Here is a 19,508-nt window from a genome sequence, read left to right as displayed (position 1 = left end):
GACGTCTGGGGGTACGATGAAGGTCGGCGCTGTAAGCCGCTGCAACAGCCGCCGGGCGACGCTTCCGAGTCGGATCAGCTCCGTGCCTGCACCGGGCGCTCGACGGCCGACGATGAGCCCGTACGCCGCCTCGACTCCTCGACTACTTCGATCCCGGCGAAGGCCGCGCGCGCCCCCACTCGCTCGACCGCTCGCTCCGCCGCGAACAGCTCGAGGATGCGCGTCGGACTGGCGCCTTGACCGAGCTCAGCGAACGCCTCGTGATGGGCCACGTGAACTCCGAACAGCACCGCGGTTCCCTGCGTCTGCCCGTGCAGCCACGCCCCGAGGCGGGCTGCCCCGTCGCTACGCTCGTCAAGCTCAAGTCCGACGATCCGACGATCCATTTCTGCATGTTTGGCATCATTGAACGATGGCACCCCGCCCGTAGGTTCCGCCAGCGGTCTCGGACGATTCGGCGCAGCTCAGCGGATGAGCCCGCCTTCGGACGTGTGGCCCGTGGGCTGCGCCGCCAGGCGACGGGCCGCCGAGGTCTAAAGGAAGCGGGCCGATGCGCGATCTATCTGCGCGCAGGTTCGGTCGAACCGGGCATGCCGGTGACGGGGGCTCCCAACGATTTGTCTTTGATCGCCTGACTTCGCCGCTCGACGGCGTCCTCGGCCTCTCGCTCGTCGTGCTGCTGCTGGCCGTCGGTCGCTGCAGCGTCGTCGCCCGCATGCGGCGGCGACGGCGGCATCTTGTCTTTGGACGTTTGATTCGGCCGCTCCGTATTCATGACAGTCGAACTCCTGGCGGACGATCAATCAACCGCGTTTTTACCATAACACGCAGGGACGGGCTGGCATGCAGCCTCGGGCAATCAGGCGCACAGCGATCTGGCACCCGACGCTGGCGTACTCGGCGAAGGCCGAGCCCGGCGCTCGGCTCGCCCGGCGCGCTGCGCGAGCGCCACGAGCCGCGCGGATGATCACGCTCCATGGTTTCGGCCGTGTCCAAGGCTGAGGCCGCATGCCATATCCGTCCCGCTGTGTCATCGTGAAGCGCGGTCGAGTGTTCGTTCGTCAGGATCTCAATCAGCATGAATACGAATCGACGGAACCAAACTTCCAAGGACGGGCCATCGCCGCCCGACGCGGAGACGATGAAACGGTCGAGGACGCCATTGAACGGCGAAACTAGGCGATCGGCGATCAAGGACAAGTCGCTGGGAGCTCCAGTCACCGGCATGGCTGGTGCGGTCAAGCCTGCCCGTAGGTAGACCGCGCGTCGGCATTTTCTTTCTTCGCGACGCCTCGACTGCGTGATGAGCCCCAAGCGCCACTTCCAAGCAAGGGAGGTGAGCGTGGACGTTGACGTAGTGCAGGACGCGCTGGACGCGAACGACCTGGCGAAGGCCCAGGAGTGGCTGAACCGGCACGCGCCTCATGAGGTCGCAGCCGAGCTGCAGCGGCTGGACCCCGTGCCCACGGCCGTGGCCTTCCGGTTGCTGGACAAAGACCAGGCGCTGGAGGTCTTTGAGGAGTTGGACCCCCACTCCCAGCAGACGATCCTGGAGGGCCTGCGCGACGAGGCGTTCTACGATCTGGTGGAATCGCTGGAGCCCGACGACCGGGCGCGGGTGGTTCAAGAGGCACCCGCGAAGATAGCCCACCGAGTCCTCGCCGGGCTGAGCCCGGCCGAGCGGCAGATGACCGCAGCCCTGCTGGGCTACCCCGAAGGGTCTGTCGGCCGGTACATGACGCCGGAGATGGTCGTGCTGCGGCGTGGCCTAACCGCGGCGGCGGCGCTGGACGTCGTGCGCGCCGAGGGCAGGGACGCCGAGACGATCTACGTGCTGCCGCTCGTGGACGACCACCGCCGCTTGGTTGGGGTGACCACTCTGCGCGAGCTGGTGCTGTCGGCGGCGGACACGGTGGTCGATATGATCTCCGAGGAGGCACCGCGGGCGCAGGCGACCGACGACGCGGAGTCGGCGGCCCGCCTGATGCAGGAGGCCAACCTGCTGGCGTTGATCGTGGTCGACAGCGAGGAGCGGGTGGTGGGGCTGCTCACGATCGACGACGCGGTCGAGCTGATCGAGGCGGCCGACACCGAGGATGTCGCCCGGCAGGCAGGAGCGTCGCCATTGAGGGGTCACTACCTGACCGCCAGCGTCCTCCAGGTCGCCCGCAGCCGGGCGACTTGGCTCCTGCTGTTGCTGGTCGCGGCGACCCTGACGGTCAACGTGCTGCAGTACTTCGAGGACACCCTGGCGCGGGTGACCGCACTGGCGCTGTTCGTGCCGCTGCTGATCGGCACCGGCGGCAACGCCGGCGCTCAGTCGGCGACGGCGGTGGTGAGGGCGCTGGCGGTCGGCGAGGTCCGCGGACGCGACGTGTTCCGGGTCGTCTGGCGGGAGTCCCGGGTCGGGCTGGGGCTGGGCCTGGTCCTGGCGGTGCTGGCGCTGGCAATCGGCGCGCTGCTGGTCGAGTGGCGGGTGGCCGCAACCTTGGCCGGCTCGCTGGTAGCGATCTGCGTGTGGGCGTCGGTGGTGGGAGCGGTTATGCCGCTGCTCGCCCGCCGCCTGGGCATTGACCCGGCCGTGATCTCCGCGCCCTTGGTCACCACCCTGGTGGACGCTACTGGCCTGATTATCTATTTCACGATGGCCCACCTGATCCTGCCGCTGTAACCCGGCTGGTGGGCCACAGGTTCATTTGCTCGTGCTCGACAATCGGGCTCGATGAAGTCCCGCATACATGATGAGGTGGGTGATGGGCCCATCCTCGTAGCGTCGGCGCATGAAGCGCGGCAAGACGTCGGAACCGGAGCTGTTATCTGAGCGGCATCATCGCCCTCGTGCTGTTCAACCCCTCGGCGCGGCCTCCTCGGTCGCTGCTTCCTCGGCGCCGTCGCGACCGTGCTCGAAGAACGGCCGCAGCAGGTGCGTGAGCTCGACCGGGATCACGAGCTTGGTCGCCGGCTGGGCCCCGAGCGACTTGAGCGCCTCGAGGTATTGCAGGCTCATCGTCTTGCGATCGATCGTCCGCGCCACCGCGAAGATTTTTTCGAGCGCCAGCGCGAACCCCTCGGCGCGGAGGATCGTCGCCTGCCGGTCGCCCTCGGCGAGCAGCACCGCCGCCTGCCGTTGCCCGTCGGCGACCCGCACCTCGGCGTCGCGCCGGCCGTCGGCCTCCGTGACCATCGCCCGCCGCGAGCGCTCGGCGGACATCTGGCGGGTCATCGCCGCCAGGATCTCCTGCGGCGGCGTGATCTCGCGGATCTCCACCGCCGTCACCTTGATCCCCCATCGATTGGTCACCTCGTCGAGCTTGTCGCGCAGGGCGGCGTTGATCTCCTCGCGCTTGGCCAGCACGTCGTCGAGCATCATGTTGCCGACCACGGCGCGCAGCGTGGTGATCGCTATCCCGCGCGACGCACCCTCGTCGTCGGCCACGTTGAGCACGCTCGGCATGACGTCGACGATCTTGCTGTACACCAGGAAGTCGATCGAAAGGTGCGCATTGTCCTTGGTGATGGTCGTCTGCGGCGGGACGTCGAAGAAGGTCTCGCGCAAGTCGACGCGCACGCCGCGGTCGACCAAGGGGATCAGCAGCACCAGGCCAGGACCCCTCGCGCCGAGCGCCCGGCCGAGCCGGAACACCACCAGCCGCTGGTACTCGGGGACGACGCGAATCGCCATCCCGAGGACGAGCAGCACGACCAGCACCACCAGGCCGACCAGGATCAGGTTCAGCAAATTACTCGGCATCGGAGCTCTCCCGGTCCGACGGCGCCTGCCGGTCCACCTCGAGGACCACGCCCTTCACGTTGACGACCACTACCGGTTCGCCGCGGCGGATCGGCGAACCGACCGCGCGGGCGCTCCACGACTCGCGATCGATCTCCACCGTGCCCGCCTGCGCCAGCTCCGAGGTCGCCGTCCCGGTGCGGCCGCGCAGCGCGTGGACACCGGTTCTCACCCGCGCCCGGCGGGACTGCAGCACCGCCCGCAGCACCACGAACAGGAGAGTCCCGATCGCCGCCGCCATCACTGCCAGCAGCCACGGGCTCACCTGCATCGACGAGACCGCTCCCGGCGGCCGGTAGAGGATCAGCGAGCCCAGCAAGAACGCCGCCATCCCCGCCACGCCCAGCGCACCGAAGCCCTCCACGTGGAGCTCGCCGATCATCAGCCCCAGGCCGGCGAGCACGAGGACGAGCCCGCCCCAGGACAGCGGGAGGTTGCCGAACGCCAGGAGCGCCAGGACCAACGACAGCCCGCCGACGAGACCGGGGACGACCATCCCGGGGTTGTAGAGCTCGGCGACCAGCCCGACCATCCCGAGGATGAAGAGCAGGTAGGCGATGTTCGGGTCGGTGAGGACGTGCAGGATCCGCTCGGTTGGGTGCATCGGCGTCGCCGTCACCTCGGCGCCGACGGTGCGGAGGGCCACCGGGCCGCGCGCCGTCTCGACCACGCGCCCGTCGAGCGCGCCCAGCAGGGCGTCCAGATCGGCCGCGACGACGTCGATCACACCGCGCTCGAGCGCCTCCGCGGCGGTGACAGATGCGCTCTCGCGGACCGCGGACTCTGCCCAGGCGACGTTGCGGCCTCGCGTTTGCGCCAAGGCACGCGCCAGCGCGGCCGCGTCATGGACCGCCTTGTCGATCGTCGCGTCGTCCGTCCCGCCCACGCCGCCGAGGCTCACCGGGTGCGCCGCGCCGATGTTGGTGCCCGGGGCCATCGCCGCCACGTGCGCCGCGAGGGCGATGAACATTCCCGCCGAGGCCGCCCGCGCGCCCGCGGGTGCCACGTACACCGCCACCGGGACCGGCGAAGCCAGGATGGCCCTGGTCATCTGGCGCATCGATGGGTCGAGGCCCCCGGGCGTGTCGAGTCGGACCACGACCAGCGCGACGCCGTCGGTCGGCGCGGAGGTCAGCGCTCGCTCGAGATAGCGGGCGGTCAGCGGGTTGATTCCGCCATCGATCTCGAGCAGCCGGATATCCTCACCTCGCGCTTCGCCCGTCAGCAGCAGGCCCGCCGCCAGGACGACCCCGCCGACGAGGCGGTGGAGGAAACAGCCCATCGCCGGTGAGGCTGGGCCGATCGCACCGCACCGCAATGCGCCCACGGCATCGTCGACTGCTGCGTCGTCGGGGCGGGGTTGGGCCTGCTGGTCGGCGCGGCGGTCCGGTGCCGGCGCAGCGAACCCTGGAGGCGTGCGCGGTCTGGTTGCGGCCGATCGCTACACGCGCTCGCCGACAAGCTCTGCCTCTGCCCGATCGAACGCAGCTGGACGGCCCCTGCCGCGGTCCTCGTGCTCGTCGTCATGGCACTTGCGGTATAAAGATGGCGCGAGCGCGGCGGGAGGCAAAGATTTGCCGGCGTGGGTAGCGAGTCCTCGAGCGCTCAGTCCGCTCCGGGAATCGAGCGAGCCGGAGAGCAGCGTGGCGAGCACCTTTGTCTTCGGCGCCTCTCCGGCGCTGCTCGTCGCTCAACACACCGGGCTCGGCGACGGGAGCGCGATGTACCGCCGCGGGCAGCGATGCGAGCAACGCAGCGCCCTGGAACCAGCCGACGCGGCCGCGAGCCGGCGCAAACACAGGACTCGCCGCGGGGACGATGGAGATCGTCCGCAACGTCTGCCAAGGCGTTCTGCAGTCGTCACCCAAGGGCGAGGAAGGGACGATTCCGCTCACTCCTCGGCTGGCAGCTGCGCTCAAGGAGCTGAAGGAGGAGAGCGACCACGCGTTCGTCCTCGGACGAGGCGCGGTTGAGTTCCCGAGCGATCGCGCGCTCGGGAAGCGGGTCCTCAGGATGCAGCGGGATGCCGGACTGCGGCAGCACGGCCCCCACCGGATCCGTCACAGCCGCCTCACCCACCTGGCGGAGAGGGGGCGTCAAGCCGGTGGCCCTCCAGGCCCTGGCAAGGCACGAGTCGCTCAAGACGACGATGAGCTACTACCTGCACCCGGACAAGCGGAAGCTCGCCGGCGAGGCGGTGGCCGAGATCGCGAACATGACAGGCCATCCCGTCCCTCCGGCGCCCTCGGCGCGGTTTGGAAACAGCATGGAAGCGAAACGGAAAAAGTACCGTATCGTCCTTGCAGCGTAGATCTGGCGACGAATTCGTATTCGCGGCCGACCCCTCCCCGGACCCCGGCACGGCTGCAGCCGTGAGAGGCCGACCCGTCGTCGTGAGCTCCGCTGCTCGACATCCGCTGGACATGGTCATGAGCGCCTGTTGGACGGCCAGGGCTGGCCGTCCAACAGGGCCATCTCGCTTCATTTACGGCGTGCCATTCTCCTGCGACGGCGCGCCGGGCTCGACGCCGCGACACCCGACTGTCCGTGATCCCCGCTCGCCCGGTCACGCAGGGGGGAAAGGTGGTGAGAACTTCGACCTCGAAGGGCGATCGCTGCTGGGAGCCGACATTCCGACCCAGAGACGCGAGCCCGAGCCGACCTCGCACACGCAACGAGCTCGAGCTCGAGCTCGAGCTCGAGCCTTTTCACCCGGCGACAAGCGGGGCCACGACGCTCTCCACGGGCGGACGGGAGGCGGCGCAGTGGGACGCAGCCGGGGGCCCCATGCCTCGCGCGCAGACGCCGGGCCAATCGACGGACACGCTCAAGCAAAGCATCGGCGGCGAGCACGTGGCATGGCAGGTCCGGCGTCGCGACGGGACCCGCTGCGCCGCCTCCCGTCCGCCCCACGACGATCGCCGCGGCCCCGCCCCGCGAAGCCACGACGATCAACGCGTCCCGAAGAAGCCACGACGATCGCCGCGCTCCCGAAGAACCCACGACGATCGCCGCTTCAAGCCGTCCGATCAGCGAGACAGGTAGGGATAGCTCTGCAGCACCCCGAGCAGCCACGACTCGCCGAGCGTCGTCTCGACCGCGAGGTGGCGGTCGCGGAGCCAGCGGATCATGCGCTCGACGTCGAAGTCCATCGCGGACAGCACGTCCTCGCAGGTCGCGCCCATCTTGATCTCGAACGTCAAGTTCTCGCCGAGTTCGACGCGTTCGCTGCCTGGCAGGACCATGTCGTCGTCGGGGTTGCGGAGGATGACCTCGTGGCAGCGGGCGAACAGGTTGTGCACGTTGGCCAGGCTGTCCTGGTACGCGCCGGTCATGAAGAACCCGAGGTAGTATTTCTCGTCGGAGCCGCGGCGCTCGTGGAGCGGCAGGTACGGCATGTTCTCGTCGGGGTGGGCGAACGTCTCGACGCAGCCGTCGCTGTCGCAGGTGATGTCGACGATCTGCGCGTTGATCGTCGGCTTCTCGCCGTGGCGGGACAGCGGCGCCGCGGGGAACACCTGGTCGATGCTCCACGCGTCGGGGATGCTCTGGAAGATCGAGAAGTTGACCAGGTATTTCTGGTGGGCCTTGCCGAGGAAGTCGACGATCTCCTCCGGCGGGTGCGGCATGGGTTCGACGATCTTCTCGACCTTGTTGCGGATCCGTCCGAACAGGCCCTCGGCGCTGGCGCGGTCCTGCAGGCTCAGGTAGCCGCGGGAGAACAGCTGCAGGCACTCGTCGCGGTAGTCGATCGCGTCGTGGAAGTACTCCTCGACGTTCTTGATGTTGAGGCTCTCGAGCGTGCTGCGCAGCTCGTGGACCAGGCGGTGTTCGTCTTCGCTGGGTTCGGGCACCGGCAGGAGTTCGCCCTGGACCTCGCGGAGGTCGGCGATCGTGACCGCGTGGTTGGCGACGACCACGCGGCCCGACTCGGTGAGCAGCGTCGGCTGGCGGGCTCCGACCTCGCGGCAGGCCTCGATCACCTCGAACACCACCTGCGACGCGTACTCCTCGAGCGAGTAGTTGGCCGACGACGGGTACGACGTGCGGCTGCCGTCGTAGTCGACGCCGATGCCGCCGCCGAGGTCGAGGTAGCGCAGCTGCGGCGCCAGCTGCTGCAGCTCGGCGTAGATGCGGGCGCCCTCGCGGACCGCCGTCTTGATGCGCTTGATCTGGGTGATCTGCGAGCCGATGTGGAAGTGCAGCAGCGACAGGCGCTCGATCGCGCCGGCTTGGGTCAGCTCGCGCACCACCGCCAGCAGTTCGTTGGTCGTCAGGCCGAACTTGCTGCTCTCGCCGCCCGAGCTCTGCCAGCGGCCGCTGCCGCGGCTGTACAGCTTGGCTCGCATGCCGACCTCCGGCTTGGCGGTCCAGTCCTGCTCCTGGTCGACGTCGAGGTAGCGCCGGACCTCGCGCGTCGACTCGAGCACGATGATCACGTGGTGCCCGAGCTCGGCCGCGTGGAACGCCATGCGCATGAACTCGCGGTCCTTGTAGCCGTTGCAGACCAGCAGCGAGCCCTTGAGCGGCGGCTGGGCCATCGCCAGCAGCAGCTCCGGCTTCGAGCCCGCCTCGAGGCCATAGTGGAACTTCTCACGCGCCTTGACGACCGTATCGACCACGCTGCGGCGCTGGTTGACCTTGAGCGGGTACACGCCGATGTGCTTGCCCTCGTAGCTGTTGTCGGCGATCGCCTTGGCGAAGCCGTCCTTCAGCGTGCCCATCTGGTTCTCGATCATCGTCGGGAAGCGCACCACGTAGGGCGTGCGGATGCCGCGGCGCGCCAGCTCTTGCGACAGCGCGAACAGGTCGACCGCCGGCGAGTTCGGCGCCGCGAACACCAGGTGGCCCTCGTTGCTGGCGCGGATGAACGCGCTGCCCCAGCGGTTGATGCCGTAGCGCTTGAACGACGTCTCGACGGCGAGCGCCTGCGCCTGCGCCGAGCGCTTGCTCGCGTCCGGCTCGATGCCCACCGGGACCTCGACCGCCACCGGCGCCGCCGGCTTCACCACTTCTGCTTCCGTCGTCTGGCTCATCTCGCGGGGGATGATGGGTGCGCATCGCCCCCGGCCGCAAGCCCTCCCGGCGATCCTGCCCCCCTGGGGGCCCCGACTCGCCGCGCAGCCCCCGAAAATGCCGCCGCGCCCCGCCGGCCTGGACCCGCCGGGCGTCACCGTTCGCGCCGGTCGCGGCCGGCGGCGCACGCAACCGCCGCCGCAGCCGCCCGCGGTTGCTCGCCCGCGCCTCTGCTATCCTCCCGCCCCGCGCCCGCGGGGCGCTCCAGGAGTCGTCACGGCAATGGCCTCGTATCAGTACATCTACACCATGAAGGACCTGCGCAAGGTCTACCCCGGCGGCAAGGAGGTGCTGAAGGGCATCTGGCTCAGCTTCCTTCCCGGCGCGAAGATCGGCGTGCTCGGCCTCAACGGCTCCGGCAAGTCGACCCTCCTCAAGGTCATGGCCGGCGTCGAGAAGGAGTTCGGCGGCGAGGCGTGGAGCGCCGAGGGCGCCTCGGTCGGCTATCTGCCGCAGGAGCCCGTGCTCGACCCTGCCAAGGACGTCAAGGGCAACATCGAGGAGGCCGTCGCCGGCATGAAGCAGACGCTGGCCCGCTTCGAGGAGGTCAGCATGAAGCTCGGCGAGCCGATGAGCGACGACGAGATGAATCGACTCCTCTCGGAGCAAGCGGAGCTGCAGGACAAGATCGACGCCGGCAACGGCTGGGAGCTCGACCGCACGCTCGAGATCGCCATGGACGCGCTGCGCTGCCCGCCGGGTGACGCCGACGTCACCAAGCTGTCGGGCGGCGAGCGCCGTCGCGTCGCCCTGTGCCGGCTCCTGCTGCAGCGGCCCGACCTGCTGCTGCTCGACGAACCGACCAACCACCTCGACGCCGAGAGCGTCGCCTGGCTCGAGCGATACCTGCAGGACTACCCCGGCACCGTCGTCGCCGTCACCCACGACCGCTACTTCCTCGACAACGTCGCCGGGTGGATCTTGGAGCTCGACCGCGGCTCGGGCATCCCGTGGAAGGGCAACTACTCGTCCTGGCTCGACCAGAAGAAGAAGCGCCTGGCCCAGGAGGAGAAGGCCGAGTCGAACCGCCAGCGCACCCTGCAGCGCGAGCTCGAGTGGGTGCAGATGAGCCCGCGCGCCCGCCAGGCCAAGAGCAAGGCCCGCGTCAAGGCCTACGAGGAGCTGCTGGCGCAGGCGAGCGACAAGCGGGTCGACACCACCGACCTCGTGATCCCCTTCACCAAGCGCCTCGGCACCACCGTGGTCGAGTGCAAGGGCATCAGCAAGGCCTACGGCGACCACCTGCTGTTCGAGGACCTGACCTTCACCCTCCCGCGCGGCGGCATCGTCGGCGTCATCGGCCCCAACGGCGCCGGCAAGACCACTTTGTTCCGCATGATCACCGGCCAGGAGAAGCCGGACGGCGGCAACATCAAGATCGGCGAGACCGTCGACATCGCCTACGTCGACCAGACGCGCGACGCGCTCGACCCCAACAAGACCGTGTGGCAGGAGATCTCCGGCGGCCAGGAGGTTTTGAGCATCGCCGGCCGCGACGTCAACTCGCGCGCCTACGTCAGCAAGTTCAACTTCAACGGCGCCGACCAGCAGAAGAAGGTCGGCGTGCTGTCGGGCGGCGAGCGCAACCGCGTCCACCTGGCCAAGCTGCTCAAGCGCGGCGGCAACCTGCTGCTCCTCGACGAGCCGACCAACGACCTCGACGTCGACACCCTCCGCCACCTCGAGGAGGCGCTGCTGTCCTTCCCCGGCTGCGCCGTCGTCATCAGCCACGACCGCTGGTTCCTCGACCGGATCGCCACCAACATCCTCACCTTCGAGGGCGACTCCAAGGTCACGTGGTTCGAGGGCAACTTCGCCGACTACGAGGCCGACAAGAAGAAGCGCCTCGGCGACGACGCCCTCCAGCCGCACCGGATCCGCTACAAGAAGCTGACCCACTGAGCCGCACCCATCGGGGACATGTCCTCCAGGACATGTCCCCGATGACACTTCTCAGACGAGCCGCGGCATCCGCTCCTGCGCCGCGATCCGCTCCGACAGCACCGCCGTCAGCACCGCCCGCACCGCCGGCGTCTCGAGCCCGCGCAGGTGGCCGAGCAGCGACTCCATGTGCACCTGAAAGCCGCAGCGCGTCACCTCGACGGGCGTCAGCGGGCACTGCAGCTCGCCGCGGTGGAGCAGCGCGAGCAGCCGCTTGAGGTCTTCGGTCGGGACGCGGACGAGTGCGCTCTGCAGCATGGCCGGGGCATAGCCCCTCGCCCGCCGGCGGGCAAGCGCAGCGCGAGCGGCCTCGGCTGCGCCCGAACCGCCCGATCGCTACTTTTTCGGCGGGTCCGGCAGGCGGAACGACCTCACGAAGTCCTCGCCCGCCCCGTGGCAGCCGACGCACACGTCGGGCCGGCCGGCGAAGCGCGGTTGGTCGCTGGCGCCGTCGTACTGCTCCCACGCCCACACGCCGTCCTGCTTGTGCATCACCGCCACCTGCACCAGCGAGCCGCCTTCCATCGCGTCGTAGCCGGCCAGCACCACCGTCGCGCCGTCCGACCACTCGGCCAGCCCCTCCGGCAGCACCATCGCCAGGTCGGCCACCACCACGTCATTGATATAGGTGTCGACGAACCCGCCGTGCGGCGCCACCACCGGCTGGCGTTCCTCGCGGTTTTTCGGCCGCGCCCACGCCGTGTAGTCGCCGGCCTCGGCCAGCAGCGTCGGCGCCTCGGACACCGGCTGCAGCGGCTCCTCGCAGCCCGCGAGGGCGACCCCCAGGAGCCCGGGGGCGACCACGGCGGCGATCGCGGCGCCTTGGCGCGTCGACATCGCCGACACCATAACACCCTTTGCGGCTACGATCCGCGCCCCCGTGCCGAGAAACCCCATCACCGCCCGCGCGCTGGCCGTCACGACCTTGCGGCAGATCGATCAACGCCGCGGCTTCAGCAACCGGATCCTGGCCGAGCAGCTCGAGCGCCACCCCGACCTCGAGCGGCGCGAGCGCGGCCTCACCACGACCCTCGTGTACGGCGTGCTGCGCCACTGCGGCCGCCTCGACGCCCTGATCGACGCCGCCGCCGCGCGCCCGAAGAACCTCAGCGCCCGCGCGCGGGAGATCGCCCGCGTCGCCGCCTTCGAGCTGCGCGAGCTCCAGCACCCGCCGCACGCCGCGATCTCCCAGGCCCTCGGCCTCGCCACCGCCCTCGACCCGAGCGGCGCCCTGGCCCGCCCGATCCACGCGATCCTCGCCGCCATCGACCGCGACGGCGCCGCCATCGACGCCCGCCTCGCCGCCGGCAAGCCGCTCGACGTCCTCGCCAACCGCTGGTCGATCCCCCGCTGGCTGGCCGGCCGCTGGCTCGCCACCCTCGGCCCCGACGTCGCCCTCGCCCGCGCCCGCGCCCTCGCCAGCCCGCCCGCCGTCGAGCTCCGGGTCGACCTGTCCCGAACGACAGCCGAGGAGGTCGCCGCCGCCCTGCGCGAGGCCGACCCCAGGGCCGTCGTCGAGGTGATCGCCGACCAGCCGCAGGCCCTGCGCGTGCGCGGCGGCGGCGAGCTGGTGCGCCACCCGCTGTACGAGCGCGGCCTGTTCGCGATCCAGGCCCTGGGGGCGCAGCGGGCGGCCCTGGCTCTCGCGCCATGTCCTGGAGAACATGTCCTCGACGCCTGCGCCGGCATGGGCACCAAGTCGCTGCAGCTGGCCGAGCTGATGCGCCGCCGCGGCCGCCTGGTCGCCGCCGACGCCAGCGAGCTGCGCCTCGGCGAGCACGCCGGTCTGCGCCGCCGCGGCGAGCTCGACGCGCCCGGGCTCGAGTTCTCCTCGGTGGTCGCCGACCTCGCCGCCCCCGAGCCGCAGCCCGGCGTCGACGAGGCGACCTACGACGCCGTCCTGCTCGACGCCCCCTGCACCGGCCTCGGCAACCTGGCCCGCCACCCCGAGCTGCGCGCGACCGTGCAGTACGACGACATCGCCGCCTGCGCCGCCCTCCAGCGCCGCCTGCTCGACCGCTGCCGCGCCCGCGTGCGCCCCGGCGGCCGCCTGGTCTACGCCGTCTGCAGCCTAGAGCCCGAGGAGGGCCCGCTGCTGGTCCGCGCCGCCTGCGACGCCGGCCTGTTCACGCGCGAGCACGAGGAGACCTGGACCCCCGAGACGCACCACACCGACGGCTTCTACCTGGCCCGCCTGCGCCCGACCTGAGCCGCGCGACTTCGGCAACCGACCGCGTCGCCGAAATCACCATCCGCAGCGCTCACTCGAGCTCACTCTGTCTTTCGCAGCATGTTCGTCAAGACAGGTCCTCGGCGCCCTGTCCTCGACGACATGGCCTTTATTAAAGCGGCTCCTCTTACCGCTCCGCCGGGTCCGCCCCGCCGGCCGGGGCCGGGGCGACGCCGCCGAGCATCCCCTGCAGCTTGGCCACGTTGGGGTCGTCGGGGGCGGCCTCGATGAACTTGCGGGCGTGGTGCTGGGCCTCGTCCTTGACCCCCGCCTCCCACGTCAGCACCGCCAGGTTGAAGCGGGCCGGGTTGTAGTTCGGGTCGGCCTTCAGGGCCGCCAGGTAGCGGCTGCGGGCGTTGTTGTACTTGCCGCGCTTCTGCGCCACGAGCCCGAGGTTGTAGAGGACCAGCGCGTCGCCGCCGTCGGCCGCGAGCGGCTCGAGCAGGCGGGTCGCCTCGTCGAGGTCCTCGCGGAGGATCGCCAGCTTGGCCGCGAGCAGCTTGGCGTCGCGGCCGGCCCCGCCGGCGATCGCCTGTTCGACGGCGATGCGGGCCTCCTCGTGGCGACCCGCCGCCTCCAGCTCGAGCGCCTCCCGGTACTGGCGCTCGGCCTCCGGCGACGCGGCCGGCTCGGCCGCCGGGGCCTCGGAGGCCGGGCGCGCGGGCGGGGCGGCCGGAGCCGAGCCGTCGCAGGCCACGGGCAACGCGAGCAGGAGCGGGAGCACGACACGGCGCAGACAGGGCTTCATCCAGGACCTCGGTGGGCCCCGCTGTCTTATCATTAAATAGGCGGCCTGCCCTCGCCCATCGACTCGCGAGCGCCCGCGCGATCTCCGCCGTCCCCCTATCCCACCCCGACCGCCGCGCGCCGGCGCTCCACGACCTGTTCTTTCAGTCCTATCGAATGAGACGTCCGCGTCCTCGCTCGCGGAATGCATACATGTCTCTCGGGACATACGCATAAGCAGCCGTGCAGCGGCCGTCGCACCCGCTCGCGCGAAACTGTGCCTTGTCGGCCCGCGACGGCTCGTGATATTTTCGGCGAAATCGCGTCGACCGCCGCGATGCATGGATCGGGGGTGAACATGCGCCGAACCGCGCGTTCGCGCAGGTGTGGGGCTGTTTTGGGTTTGCTGTGTGCCGCGACCTTGGCGGCGAATGGTTGCGCCGACGACACCACCGCCGGCACCGACTCCATTGGTGGTAGCGAGAGCGAGTCGACCGATACCGCCGGTCCGTCTCCGACCACCGATTCGCCGACGTCTCCGCCCACCACCGACACGCCCACCACCACCAATCCGGTGACGTCCACCGATTCGACGACCACCGACCTCCCCACCACCACCGTCGAGCCCACCACCGACACGTCGACCACCACCACCACGGGCGACACCGACACCACGGCGACCACCACCACCACGGACACCGACTCGACCACCGGCGATCCCCTCGTCGGCCGCTCGATCACCCAGACCGTCAACAGCGGCACCGTCGCCTCCAGCCCCAACTTCCGCATGGTCTTCACCCTGGGCCAGCCCACCCAGAATCAGGGCATCTACACCTCCGCCAACTTTCGCCTCCAGGGCGGCCTCATCGGCGCCAACGGGAACCCTCCATGACAACCTGGGCTCGCTCCTCTATCAAAAAGTGGTGGCTCGGCGCCGTGCTCGCGTCCGCCTGGATGCTCCCGTTCGACGCCAGTGCCCTCGCCGTACCGGCCCTCGTCACCCACCAGGGCCGCCTCTTCGACGCCAACGGCGGGCCCGTCACCGGAACCCAGGACCTCACCTTCGCCATCTACGACGCCGAGGTCGACGGCAACGAGATCTGGTCCGAGACCATCACCGTCGACTTCGACGAGGGTTTCTTCTCCGTCCGCCTCGGCGAGCAATTGGTCCTCGACGAGCTCGTCTTCGACGGCTCCACCCGCTGGCTCGGCATCACCGTCGGCGCTGACCCGGAGATGACCCCCCGCGCCGCCATCGTCAGCGTCCCCTATGCCATGTTCGCCGGCGACGTCCGCGGCGAGATCAACCCCACCAATGTCAACATCCAGGGCTTCGGCCAGGTCATCAACGAGAACGGTCAGTGGGTCGGCGATCCTTCAGGATTGATCGGCCCCGCCGGCCCGCCCGGACCTGCCGGCCCCGCCGGTCCTGCCGGCCCCGATGGAGCTGCCGGCCCCGAAGGCCCTGCGGGCCCCGCCGGCCCTGCCGGGCCCGAGGGTCCCGAAGGCCCGGCCGGCCCCGCTGGCGCCGATGGCCCGGCCGGTCCCGCCGGTCCCGCCGGCCCTGCGGGCCCTGAAGGCCCGGCCGGTCCCGCCGGCGCCGACGGCCCTGCTGGCCCTGCCGGCCCTGCCGGCCCTGCCGGCCCCGACGGCCCCGCCGGTCCTCAAGGCCCACAAGGCGATATCGGCCCCGCCGGCCCGCAAGGCCCGCAAGGCGATATCGGCCCCGCCGGCCCGCAAGGCCCGCAAGGCGATATCGGCCCCGCCGGTCCTCAAGGCCCGCAAGGCGATATCGGCCCCGCCGGTCCTCAAGGCCCACAAGGCGACATCGGCCCCGCCGGCCCTCAAGGCCCACAAGGCGATATCGGCCCCGCCGGTCCGCAAGGCCCACAAGGCGATGCCGGCCCTGCCGGTCCGCAAGGCCCACAAGGCGATGCCGGCCCCGCCGGTCCTCAAGGCCCGCAAGGCGATGCCGGCCCCGCCGGCCCGCAAGGCTCCGACGGACCTGCCGGCCCCGCCGGTCCCGCCGGCCCTGCCGGCCCCGCAGGTCCCGCTGGCGCACAAGGTCCTCAGGGCCCGATTGGCCCGATCGGTCCGATGGGCCCCGCCGGTCCTGCCGGCGCCGTTGGTCCTGCCGGCCCTGCCGGCCCTGCCGGCCCCCAGGGCCCGCAAGGCGCCACCGGTGCGCAAGGTCCCCAGGGACCGCAGGGTCCGCAAGGTCCGCAAGGCGTTCCCGGCCCCAGCAGCGTGCCCGCCTGCCCCACCGTGAACTTCGCCAATCAGATGGCCTCGGTGAACACCACCCGCTCGCTGCTGTGCGTGTACCACGAGAACTTCGGCACCAACTGGAACCTGTCCGCGAGCGACTGTTACAACTTCTACGGCGGCGCTCACCTGTGCCGCCACGAGGAGATCCGTCGCGCCTGCATCGCCGGCAACGGATTCGTCCCGATCATCGACTCGTGGCTCGCCGACCGCGTCGACGACGACGACGCCATGTTCGTCAACATCGCCGACTGCAACAACTTCGACGGCCAGACGGGGGTCGGCAACGGCATGACCGGCAAGTACTGCTGCTCCGAATGGCCCAAGTACTGACCGTCCGCCCCGGCCGCACGGCCGGGCGGCGACAATGATCGTACATGTCCCGAAGTTCAGACACCATCGCCCGCAGCGGTCGACGGATCGCCGCCTCCCTCGCCGGCAGCGCCGCGCTCCTGCTCGGCGGCTGGTACGCGTTGTCCGGCGCGGAGCCGCAGCCGCCCCCGCCCGCAGCCGAGCCCGAGCTCGCCGTCGCGCTCGGCGTGCGGCCGGCCGACGTCGACCCCGCGCGGCGGACGTTCGACGACTTCGACCCGCGCCCCGACCACGTCGCCGCCTCCCCGCCGCCGATCGAACCTGTCCCCGAGGACATGTTGACCCCCGAGCGCCGGGCCTGGCTGGCCGACCCCGGGCCGCGCTTCGAGGTCGACACGAGCGCCCAGGCGCGGACCGAGGCCGCTCGCGCCGCGGCCACCGCCGAGCTGCAGAGAGCCCTCGACGGCCAGCGAAGCGGGCTCCTGCGCGCCTGCGGCGGCAAGGACTCGCGCGGCGTCTTCCTTCAGGCCACCTTCGGCGCCGACGGCAAGCTGCTCGCGCGCCAGTTCGCCGACAACGGCAGCGCCGCCGCCGTCAGCGAGTGCCTCCAGTCGCAGCCGTTCGCCATGTCGATCCCTCCCCCCGGCGTCGAGCTCACGGTCCGCGGCGTGGTCGCCCCGCCGTGATCGCGTACCTGTCTTCAAGGACACATCGCTCGGACCCGCGCGCAATGCAGACGTCACTCGTCGAGTGACGAATCGAATCGGCGAGCCGGCTCTGCGTAACTACCTGCGCACCGGCCCGCGCGAAACTGTGGCTTGTGGGCGTGCGGCGATTCATGATACCTTCCAAAATCGCCGCGTTCAAAAAGGCGCGACCGATCTTTGGACTGGGGGGTGAACATGCGCCGAACCGCGCGTTCGCGCAGGTGTGGGGCTGTTTTGGATTTGCTGTGTGCCGCGACCTTGGCGGCGAATGGTTGCGCCGACGACACGACCGCCGGCACCGACTCCATTGGTGGTAGCGAGAGCGAGACGACCGATACCGCAGGTCCGTCTCCGACCACCGATTCGCCGACGTCTCCGCCCACCACCGACACCCCCACCACCACCAATCCGGTGACGTCCACCGATTCGACGACCACCGACCTCCCCACCACCACCGTCGAGCCGACCACCGACACGTCGACCACCACGACCACGGGCGACACCGACACCACGGCGACCACCACCACCACGGACACCGACTCGACCACCGGCGATCCCCTCGTCGGCCGCTCGATCACCCAGACCGTCAACAGCGGCACCGTCGCCTCCAGCCCCAACTTCCGCATGGTCTTCACCCTGGGCCAGCCCACCCAGAATCAGGGCATCTACACCTCCGCCAACTTTCGCCTCCAGGGCGGCCTCATCGGCGCCAACGGGAACCCTCCATGACAACCAGGGCTCGCTTCATTAAAAAGTGGTGGCTCGGCGCCGTGCTCGCGTCGGCCTGGATGCTCCCGTTCGACGCCAGCGCCCTCGCCGTACCGGCCCTCGTCACCCATCAGGGCCGCCTCTTCGACGCCAACGGTGGGCCCGTCACCGGAACCCAGGACCTCACCTTCGCCATCTACGACGCCGAGGTCGACGGCAACGAGATCTGGTCCGAGACCATCACCGTCGACTTCGACGAGGGCTTCTTCTCCGTCAGGCTCGGCGAACAATTGGTGCTCGACGAGCTCGTCTTCGACGGCTCCACCCGCTGGCTCGGCATCACCGTCGGCGCAGACCCGGAGATGACCCCCCGCGCCGCCATCGTCAGCGTCCCCTATGCCATGTTCGCCGGCGACGTCCGCGGTGAGATCAACCCCACCAATGTCAACATCCAGGGCTTCGGCCAGGTCATCAACGAGAACGGTCAGTGGGTCGGCGATCCTTCAGGATTGATCGGTCCCGCCGGCCCGCCCGGACCTGCCGGCCCCGCCGGCCCCGCCGGCGCCGATGGAGCTGCCGGTCCTGAAGGCCCTGCGGGCCCCGCCGGCCCCGCCGGGCCCGAAGGTCCCGAAGGTCCTGCCGGCCCCGCCGGCGCCGATGGCCCCGCCGGTCCCGCCGGTCCTGCTGGCCCTGCGGGCCCTGAAGGTCCTGCCGGCCCCGCCGGCGCCGATGGCCCGGCCGGTCCCGCCGGTCCTGCTGGCCCTGCGGGCCCTGAAGGCCCGGCCGGCCCCGCCGGCGCCGACGGCCCCGCCGGCCCCGCCGGCCCCGCCGGCCCGCAAGGCCCCCAGGGCGACGCCGGTCCGCAAGGCCCGCAAGGCGACGTCGGCCCCGCGGGCCCGCAAGGCCCCCAGGGCGACGCCGGTCCGCAAGGCCCGCAAGGCGACGTCGGCCCCGCGGGCCCGCAAGGCCCCCAGGGCGACGCCGGTCCGCAAGGCCCGCAAGGCGATGTCGGCCCCGCCGGCCCGCAAGGTCCCATGGGCGAGCCCGGCGCGGTCGGTCCCGCCGGCCCGCAAGGTCCGCAAGGCCCCCAGGGCCCGATCGGCCCGATCGGTCCGATGGGCCCCGCCGGCCCCGTCGGCCCGCAAGGCCCGCAAGGCCCGAAGGGCGACCCCGGCGCGACCGGTGCGATCGGCCCGCAAGGCCCGCAAGGTCCCCAGGGCCCGCAAGGTCCCCAGGGCATTCCTGGCCCCACGAGCATGCCGGCCTGCCCCAACTATCCCGCGGCGCAGTTCCACAGCGTCGTCACGGCGCACTCTCGCCTCTGCGTCTACCGGGACAACGTCGGCACGGGCAACTGGATCTACGGCCAGAACCGCTGCCGCACCGCCTATGGCGGCGCCTACCTCTGTCGTTACGAGCAGGTCCAGCGCGCGTGCGCCACCAACATGCCGCTCGTGCAGGGCGTCCTGATGGGCGACCGCATCGGCGACGACGACATCATCGCCACCAACTCCTTCGACTGCGGCAACTTCGACGAGAACCACGGCTACCAGACGAACTTCAACAGTCGCTACTGCTGCCTCGAGTGGATGACGTACTGAGTCGTCGTTCTCTGCCACGACCTCGATCCGCTCGTGGAATTCGTCGACCGGCCGCTCCCGCGGCCGCGAGGGGTCCCGAGCGCCCGGGCCGCGACCCGGCGAGGGCGGCCCGTACACCCTCGCCGGGATCCGCGCCACCGCCCCATGCGCCC

At 70.7% G+C, this 19,508-nt stretch carries 19 protein-coding genes; 10 read left to right on the top strand and 9 right to left on the bottom strand.

Annotation, left to right across the window (positions count from 1 at the left end):
* Window positions 1–74: 74 nt before the first annotated feature.
* From K7C98_RS41100 to K7C98_RS41090, 3 genes are all read right to left on the bottom strand, one after another.
* On the bottom strand, window positions 75–386 hold the full coding sequence (locus tag K7C98_RS41100; protein ID WP_224197403.1) for a hypothetical protein: 312 nt from the start codon (window positions 384–386) through the stop codon (window positions 75–77).
* A 173-nt stretch (window positions 387–559) separates the two neighbouring features.
* A complete protein-coding gene (locus tag K7C98_RS41095) occupies window positions 560–775 on the bottom strand; it encodes a hypothetical protein (protein ID WP_224197402.1) in 216 nt (71 codons plus the stop codon).
* Window positions 772–1,200, bottom strand: coding sequence for a hypothetical protein (locus tag K7C98_RS41090; RefSeq protein WP_224197401.1), 429 nt, complete (start codon window positions 1,198–1,200; stop codon window positions 772–774). The genes K7C98_RS41095 and K7C98_RS41090 overlap by 4 nt, the downstream gene beginning before the upstream one ends.
* Before the next feature lie 103 nt (window positions 1,201–1,303).
* On the opposite strand from K7C98_RS41090, the gene mgtE reads away from it, so the two are divergent.
* Window positions 1,304–2,671, top strand: coding sequence for a magnesium transporter (gene mgtE / locus K7C98_RS41085; protein ID WP_263430258.1), 1,368 nt, complete (start codon window positions 1,304–1,306; stop codon window positions 2,669–2,671).
* Between the two features lie 174 nt (window positions 2,672–2,845).
* Here mgtE and K7C98_RS41080 read toward each other — a convergent pair whose 3' ends face one another.
* Window positions 2,846–3,751 (bottom strand): SPFH domain-containing protein, encoded by a 906-nt coding sequence (locus K7C98_RS41080; RefSeq protein WP_224197399.1) that lies wholly within the window; start codon window positions 3,749–3,751, stop codon window positions 2,846–2,848.
* Window positions 3,741–5,072 (bottom strand): NfeD family protein, encoded by a 1,332-nt coding sequence (locus K7C98_RS41075; protein ID WP_224197398.1) that lies wholly within the window; start codon window positions 5,070–5,072, stop codon window positions 3,741–3,743. Before K7C98_RS41075 ends, K7C98_RS41080 begins: the two co-directional genes overlap by 11 nt.
* An 867-nt stretch (window positions 5,073–5,939) precedes the next feature.
* Here K7C98_RS41075 and K7C98_RS41070 point away from each other — a divergent pair.
* A complete protein-coding gene (locus K7C98_RS41070) occupies window positions 5,940–6,101 on the top strand; it encodes a hypothetical protein (protein WP_224197397.1) in 162 nt (53 codons plus the stop codon).
* A 718-nt stretch (window positions 6,102–6,819) separates the two neighbouring features.
* On the opposite strand, the gene speA is transcribed toward K7C98_RS41070, so the two are convergent.
* Complete coding sequence (speA, locus tag K7C98_RS41065) at window positions 6,820–8,826, bottom strand: biosynthetic arginine decarboxylase (protein ID WP_224197396.1); 2,007 nt, start codon at window positions 8,824–8,826, stop codon at window positions 6,820–6,822.
* A gap of 262 nt (window positions 8,827–9,088) precedes the next feature.
* Here speA and ettA point away from each other — a divergent pair, with 262 nt between their 5' ends.
* Window positions 9,089–10,768: an energy-dependent translational throttle protein EttA gene (gene ettA, locus K7C98_RS41060; protein ID WP_224197395.1), complete on the top strand. Its 1,680-nt coding sequence runs from the start codon at window positions 9,089–9,091 to the stop codon at window positions 10,766–10,768.
* Between the two features lie 51 nt (window positions 10,769–10,819).
* Here ettA and K7C98_RS41055 read toward each other — a convergent pair whose 3' ends face one another.
* Together K7C98_RS41055 and K7C98_RS41050 are read right to left on the bottom strand one after the other, a co-directional pair.
* Window positions 10,820–11,065 (bottom strand): hypothetical protein, encoded by a 246-nt coding sequence (locus tag K7C98_RS41055; protein ID WP_224197394.1) that lies wholly within the window; start codon window positions 11,063–11,065, stop codon window positions 10,820–10,822.
* Between the two features lie 78 nt (window positions 11,066–11,143).
* Window positions 11,144–11,644 carry a hypothetical protein gene (locus K7C98_RS41050; RefSeq protein WP_224197393.1) on the bottom strand — a complete coding sequence of 167 codons (501 nt, stop codon included), beginning with the start codon at window positions 11,642–11,644 and terminating at the stop codon, window positions 11,144–11,146.
* Between the two features lie 43 nt (window positions 11,645–11,687).
* On the opposite strand from K7C98_RS41050, the gene K7C98_RS41045 reads away from it, so the two are divergent.
* Window positions 11,688–13,016: an RsmB/NOP family class I SAM-dependent RNA methyltransferase gene (locus tag K7C98_RS41045; protein ID WP_224197392.1), complete on the top strand. Its 1,329-nt coding sequence runs from the start codon at window positions 11,688–11,690 to the stop codon at window positions 13,014–13,016.
* Window positions 13,017–13,164: 148 nt separating this feature from the next.
* Here K7C98_RS41045 and K7C98_RS41040 read toward each other — a convergent pair whose 3' ends face one another.
* The gene (locus tag K7C98_RS41040; RefSeq protein WP_224197391.1) at window positions 13,165–13,785 is read right to left on the bottom strand and encodes a tetratricopeptide repeat protein; all 621 of its coding nucleotides are present in this window, start codon (window positions 13,783–13,785) and stop codon (window positions 13,165–13,167) included.
* A gap of 399 nt (window positions 13,786–14,184) precedes the next feature.
* Here K7C98_RS41040 and K7C98_RS41035 point away from each other — a divergent pair, with 399 nt between their 5' ends.
* The 6 genes from K7C98_RS41035 (at window position 14,185) to K7C98_RS44525 (ending at window position 19,356) form a co-directional block, all read left to right on the top strand.
* Window positions 14,185–14,655: a hypothetical protein gene (locus K7C98_RS41035; RefSeq protein ID WP_224197490.1), complete on the top strand. Its 471-nt coding sequence runs from the start codon at window positions 14,185–14,187 to the stop codon at window positions 14,653–14,655.
* Between the two features lie 549 nt (window positions 14,656–15,204).
* Complete coding sequence (locus K7C98_RS41030) at window positions 15,205–16,032, top strand: hypothetical protein (RefSeq protein WP_224197489.1); 828 nt, start codon at window positions 15,205–15,207, stop codon at window positions 16,030–16,032.
* Window positions 16,029–16,361 (top strand): hypothetical protein, encoded by a 333-nt coding sequence (locus K7C98_RS41025; protein WP_224197390.1) that lies wholly within the window; start codon window positions 16,029–16,031, stop codon window positions 16,359–16,361. Before K7C98_RS41030 ends, K7C98_RS41025 begins: the two co-directional genes overlap by 4 nt.
* 44 nt (window positions 16,362–16,405) lie before the next feature.
* Window positions 16,406–17,026 carry a hypothetical protein gene (locus K7C98_RS41020; RefSeq protein WP_224197389.1) on the top strand — a complete coding sequence of 207 codons (621 nt, stop codon included), beginning with the start codon at window positions 16,406–16,408 and terminating at the stop codon, window positions 17,024–17,026.
* A gap of 279 nt (window positions 17,027–17,305) precedes the next feature.
* On the top strand, window positions 17,306–17,776 hold the full coding sequence (locus K7C98_RS41015; protein ID WP_224197488.1) for a hypothetical protein: 471 nt from the start codon (window positions 17,306–17,308) through the stop codon (window positions 17,774–17,776).
* Window positions 17,773–19,356, top strand: coding sequence for a hypothetical protein (locus tag K7C98_RS44525; protein ID WP_276572761.1), 1,584 nt, complete (start codon window positions 17,773–17,775; stop codon window positions 19,354–19,356). Before K7C98_RS41015 ends, K7C98_RS44525 begins: the two co-directional genes overlap by 4 nt.
* Window positions 19,357–19,508 lie beyond the last annotated feature (152 nt).

It is taken from the genome of Nannocystis pusilla, assembly GCF_020073745.1.
Lineage (GTDB): Bacteria > Myxococcota_A > Polyangia > Nannocystales > Nannocystaceae > Nannocystis > Nannocystis radixulma.
This window is presented reverse-complemented; position numbering and strand designations above follow the sequence as displayed.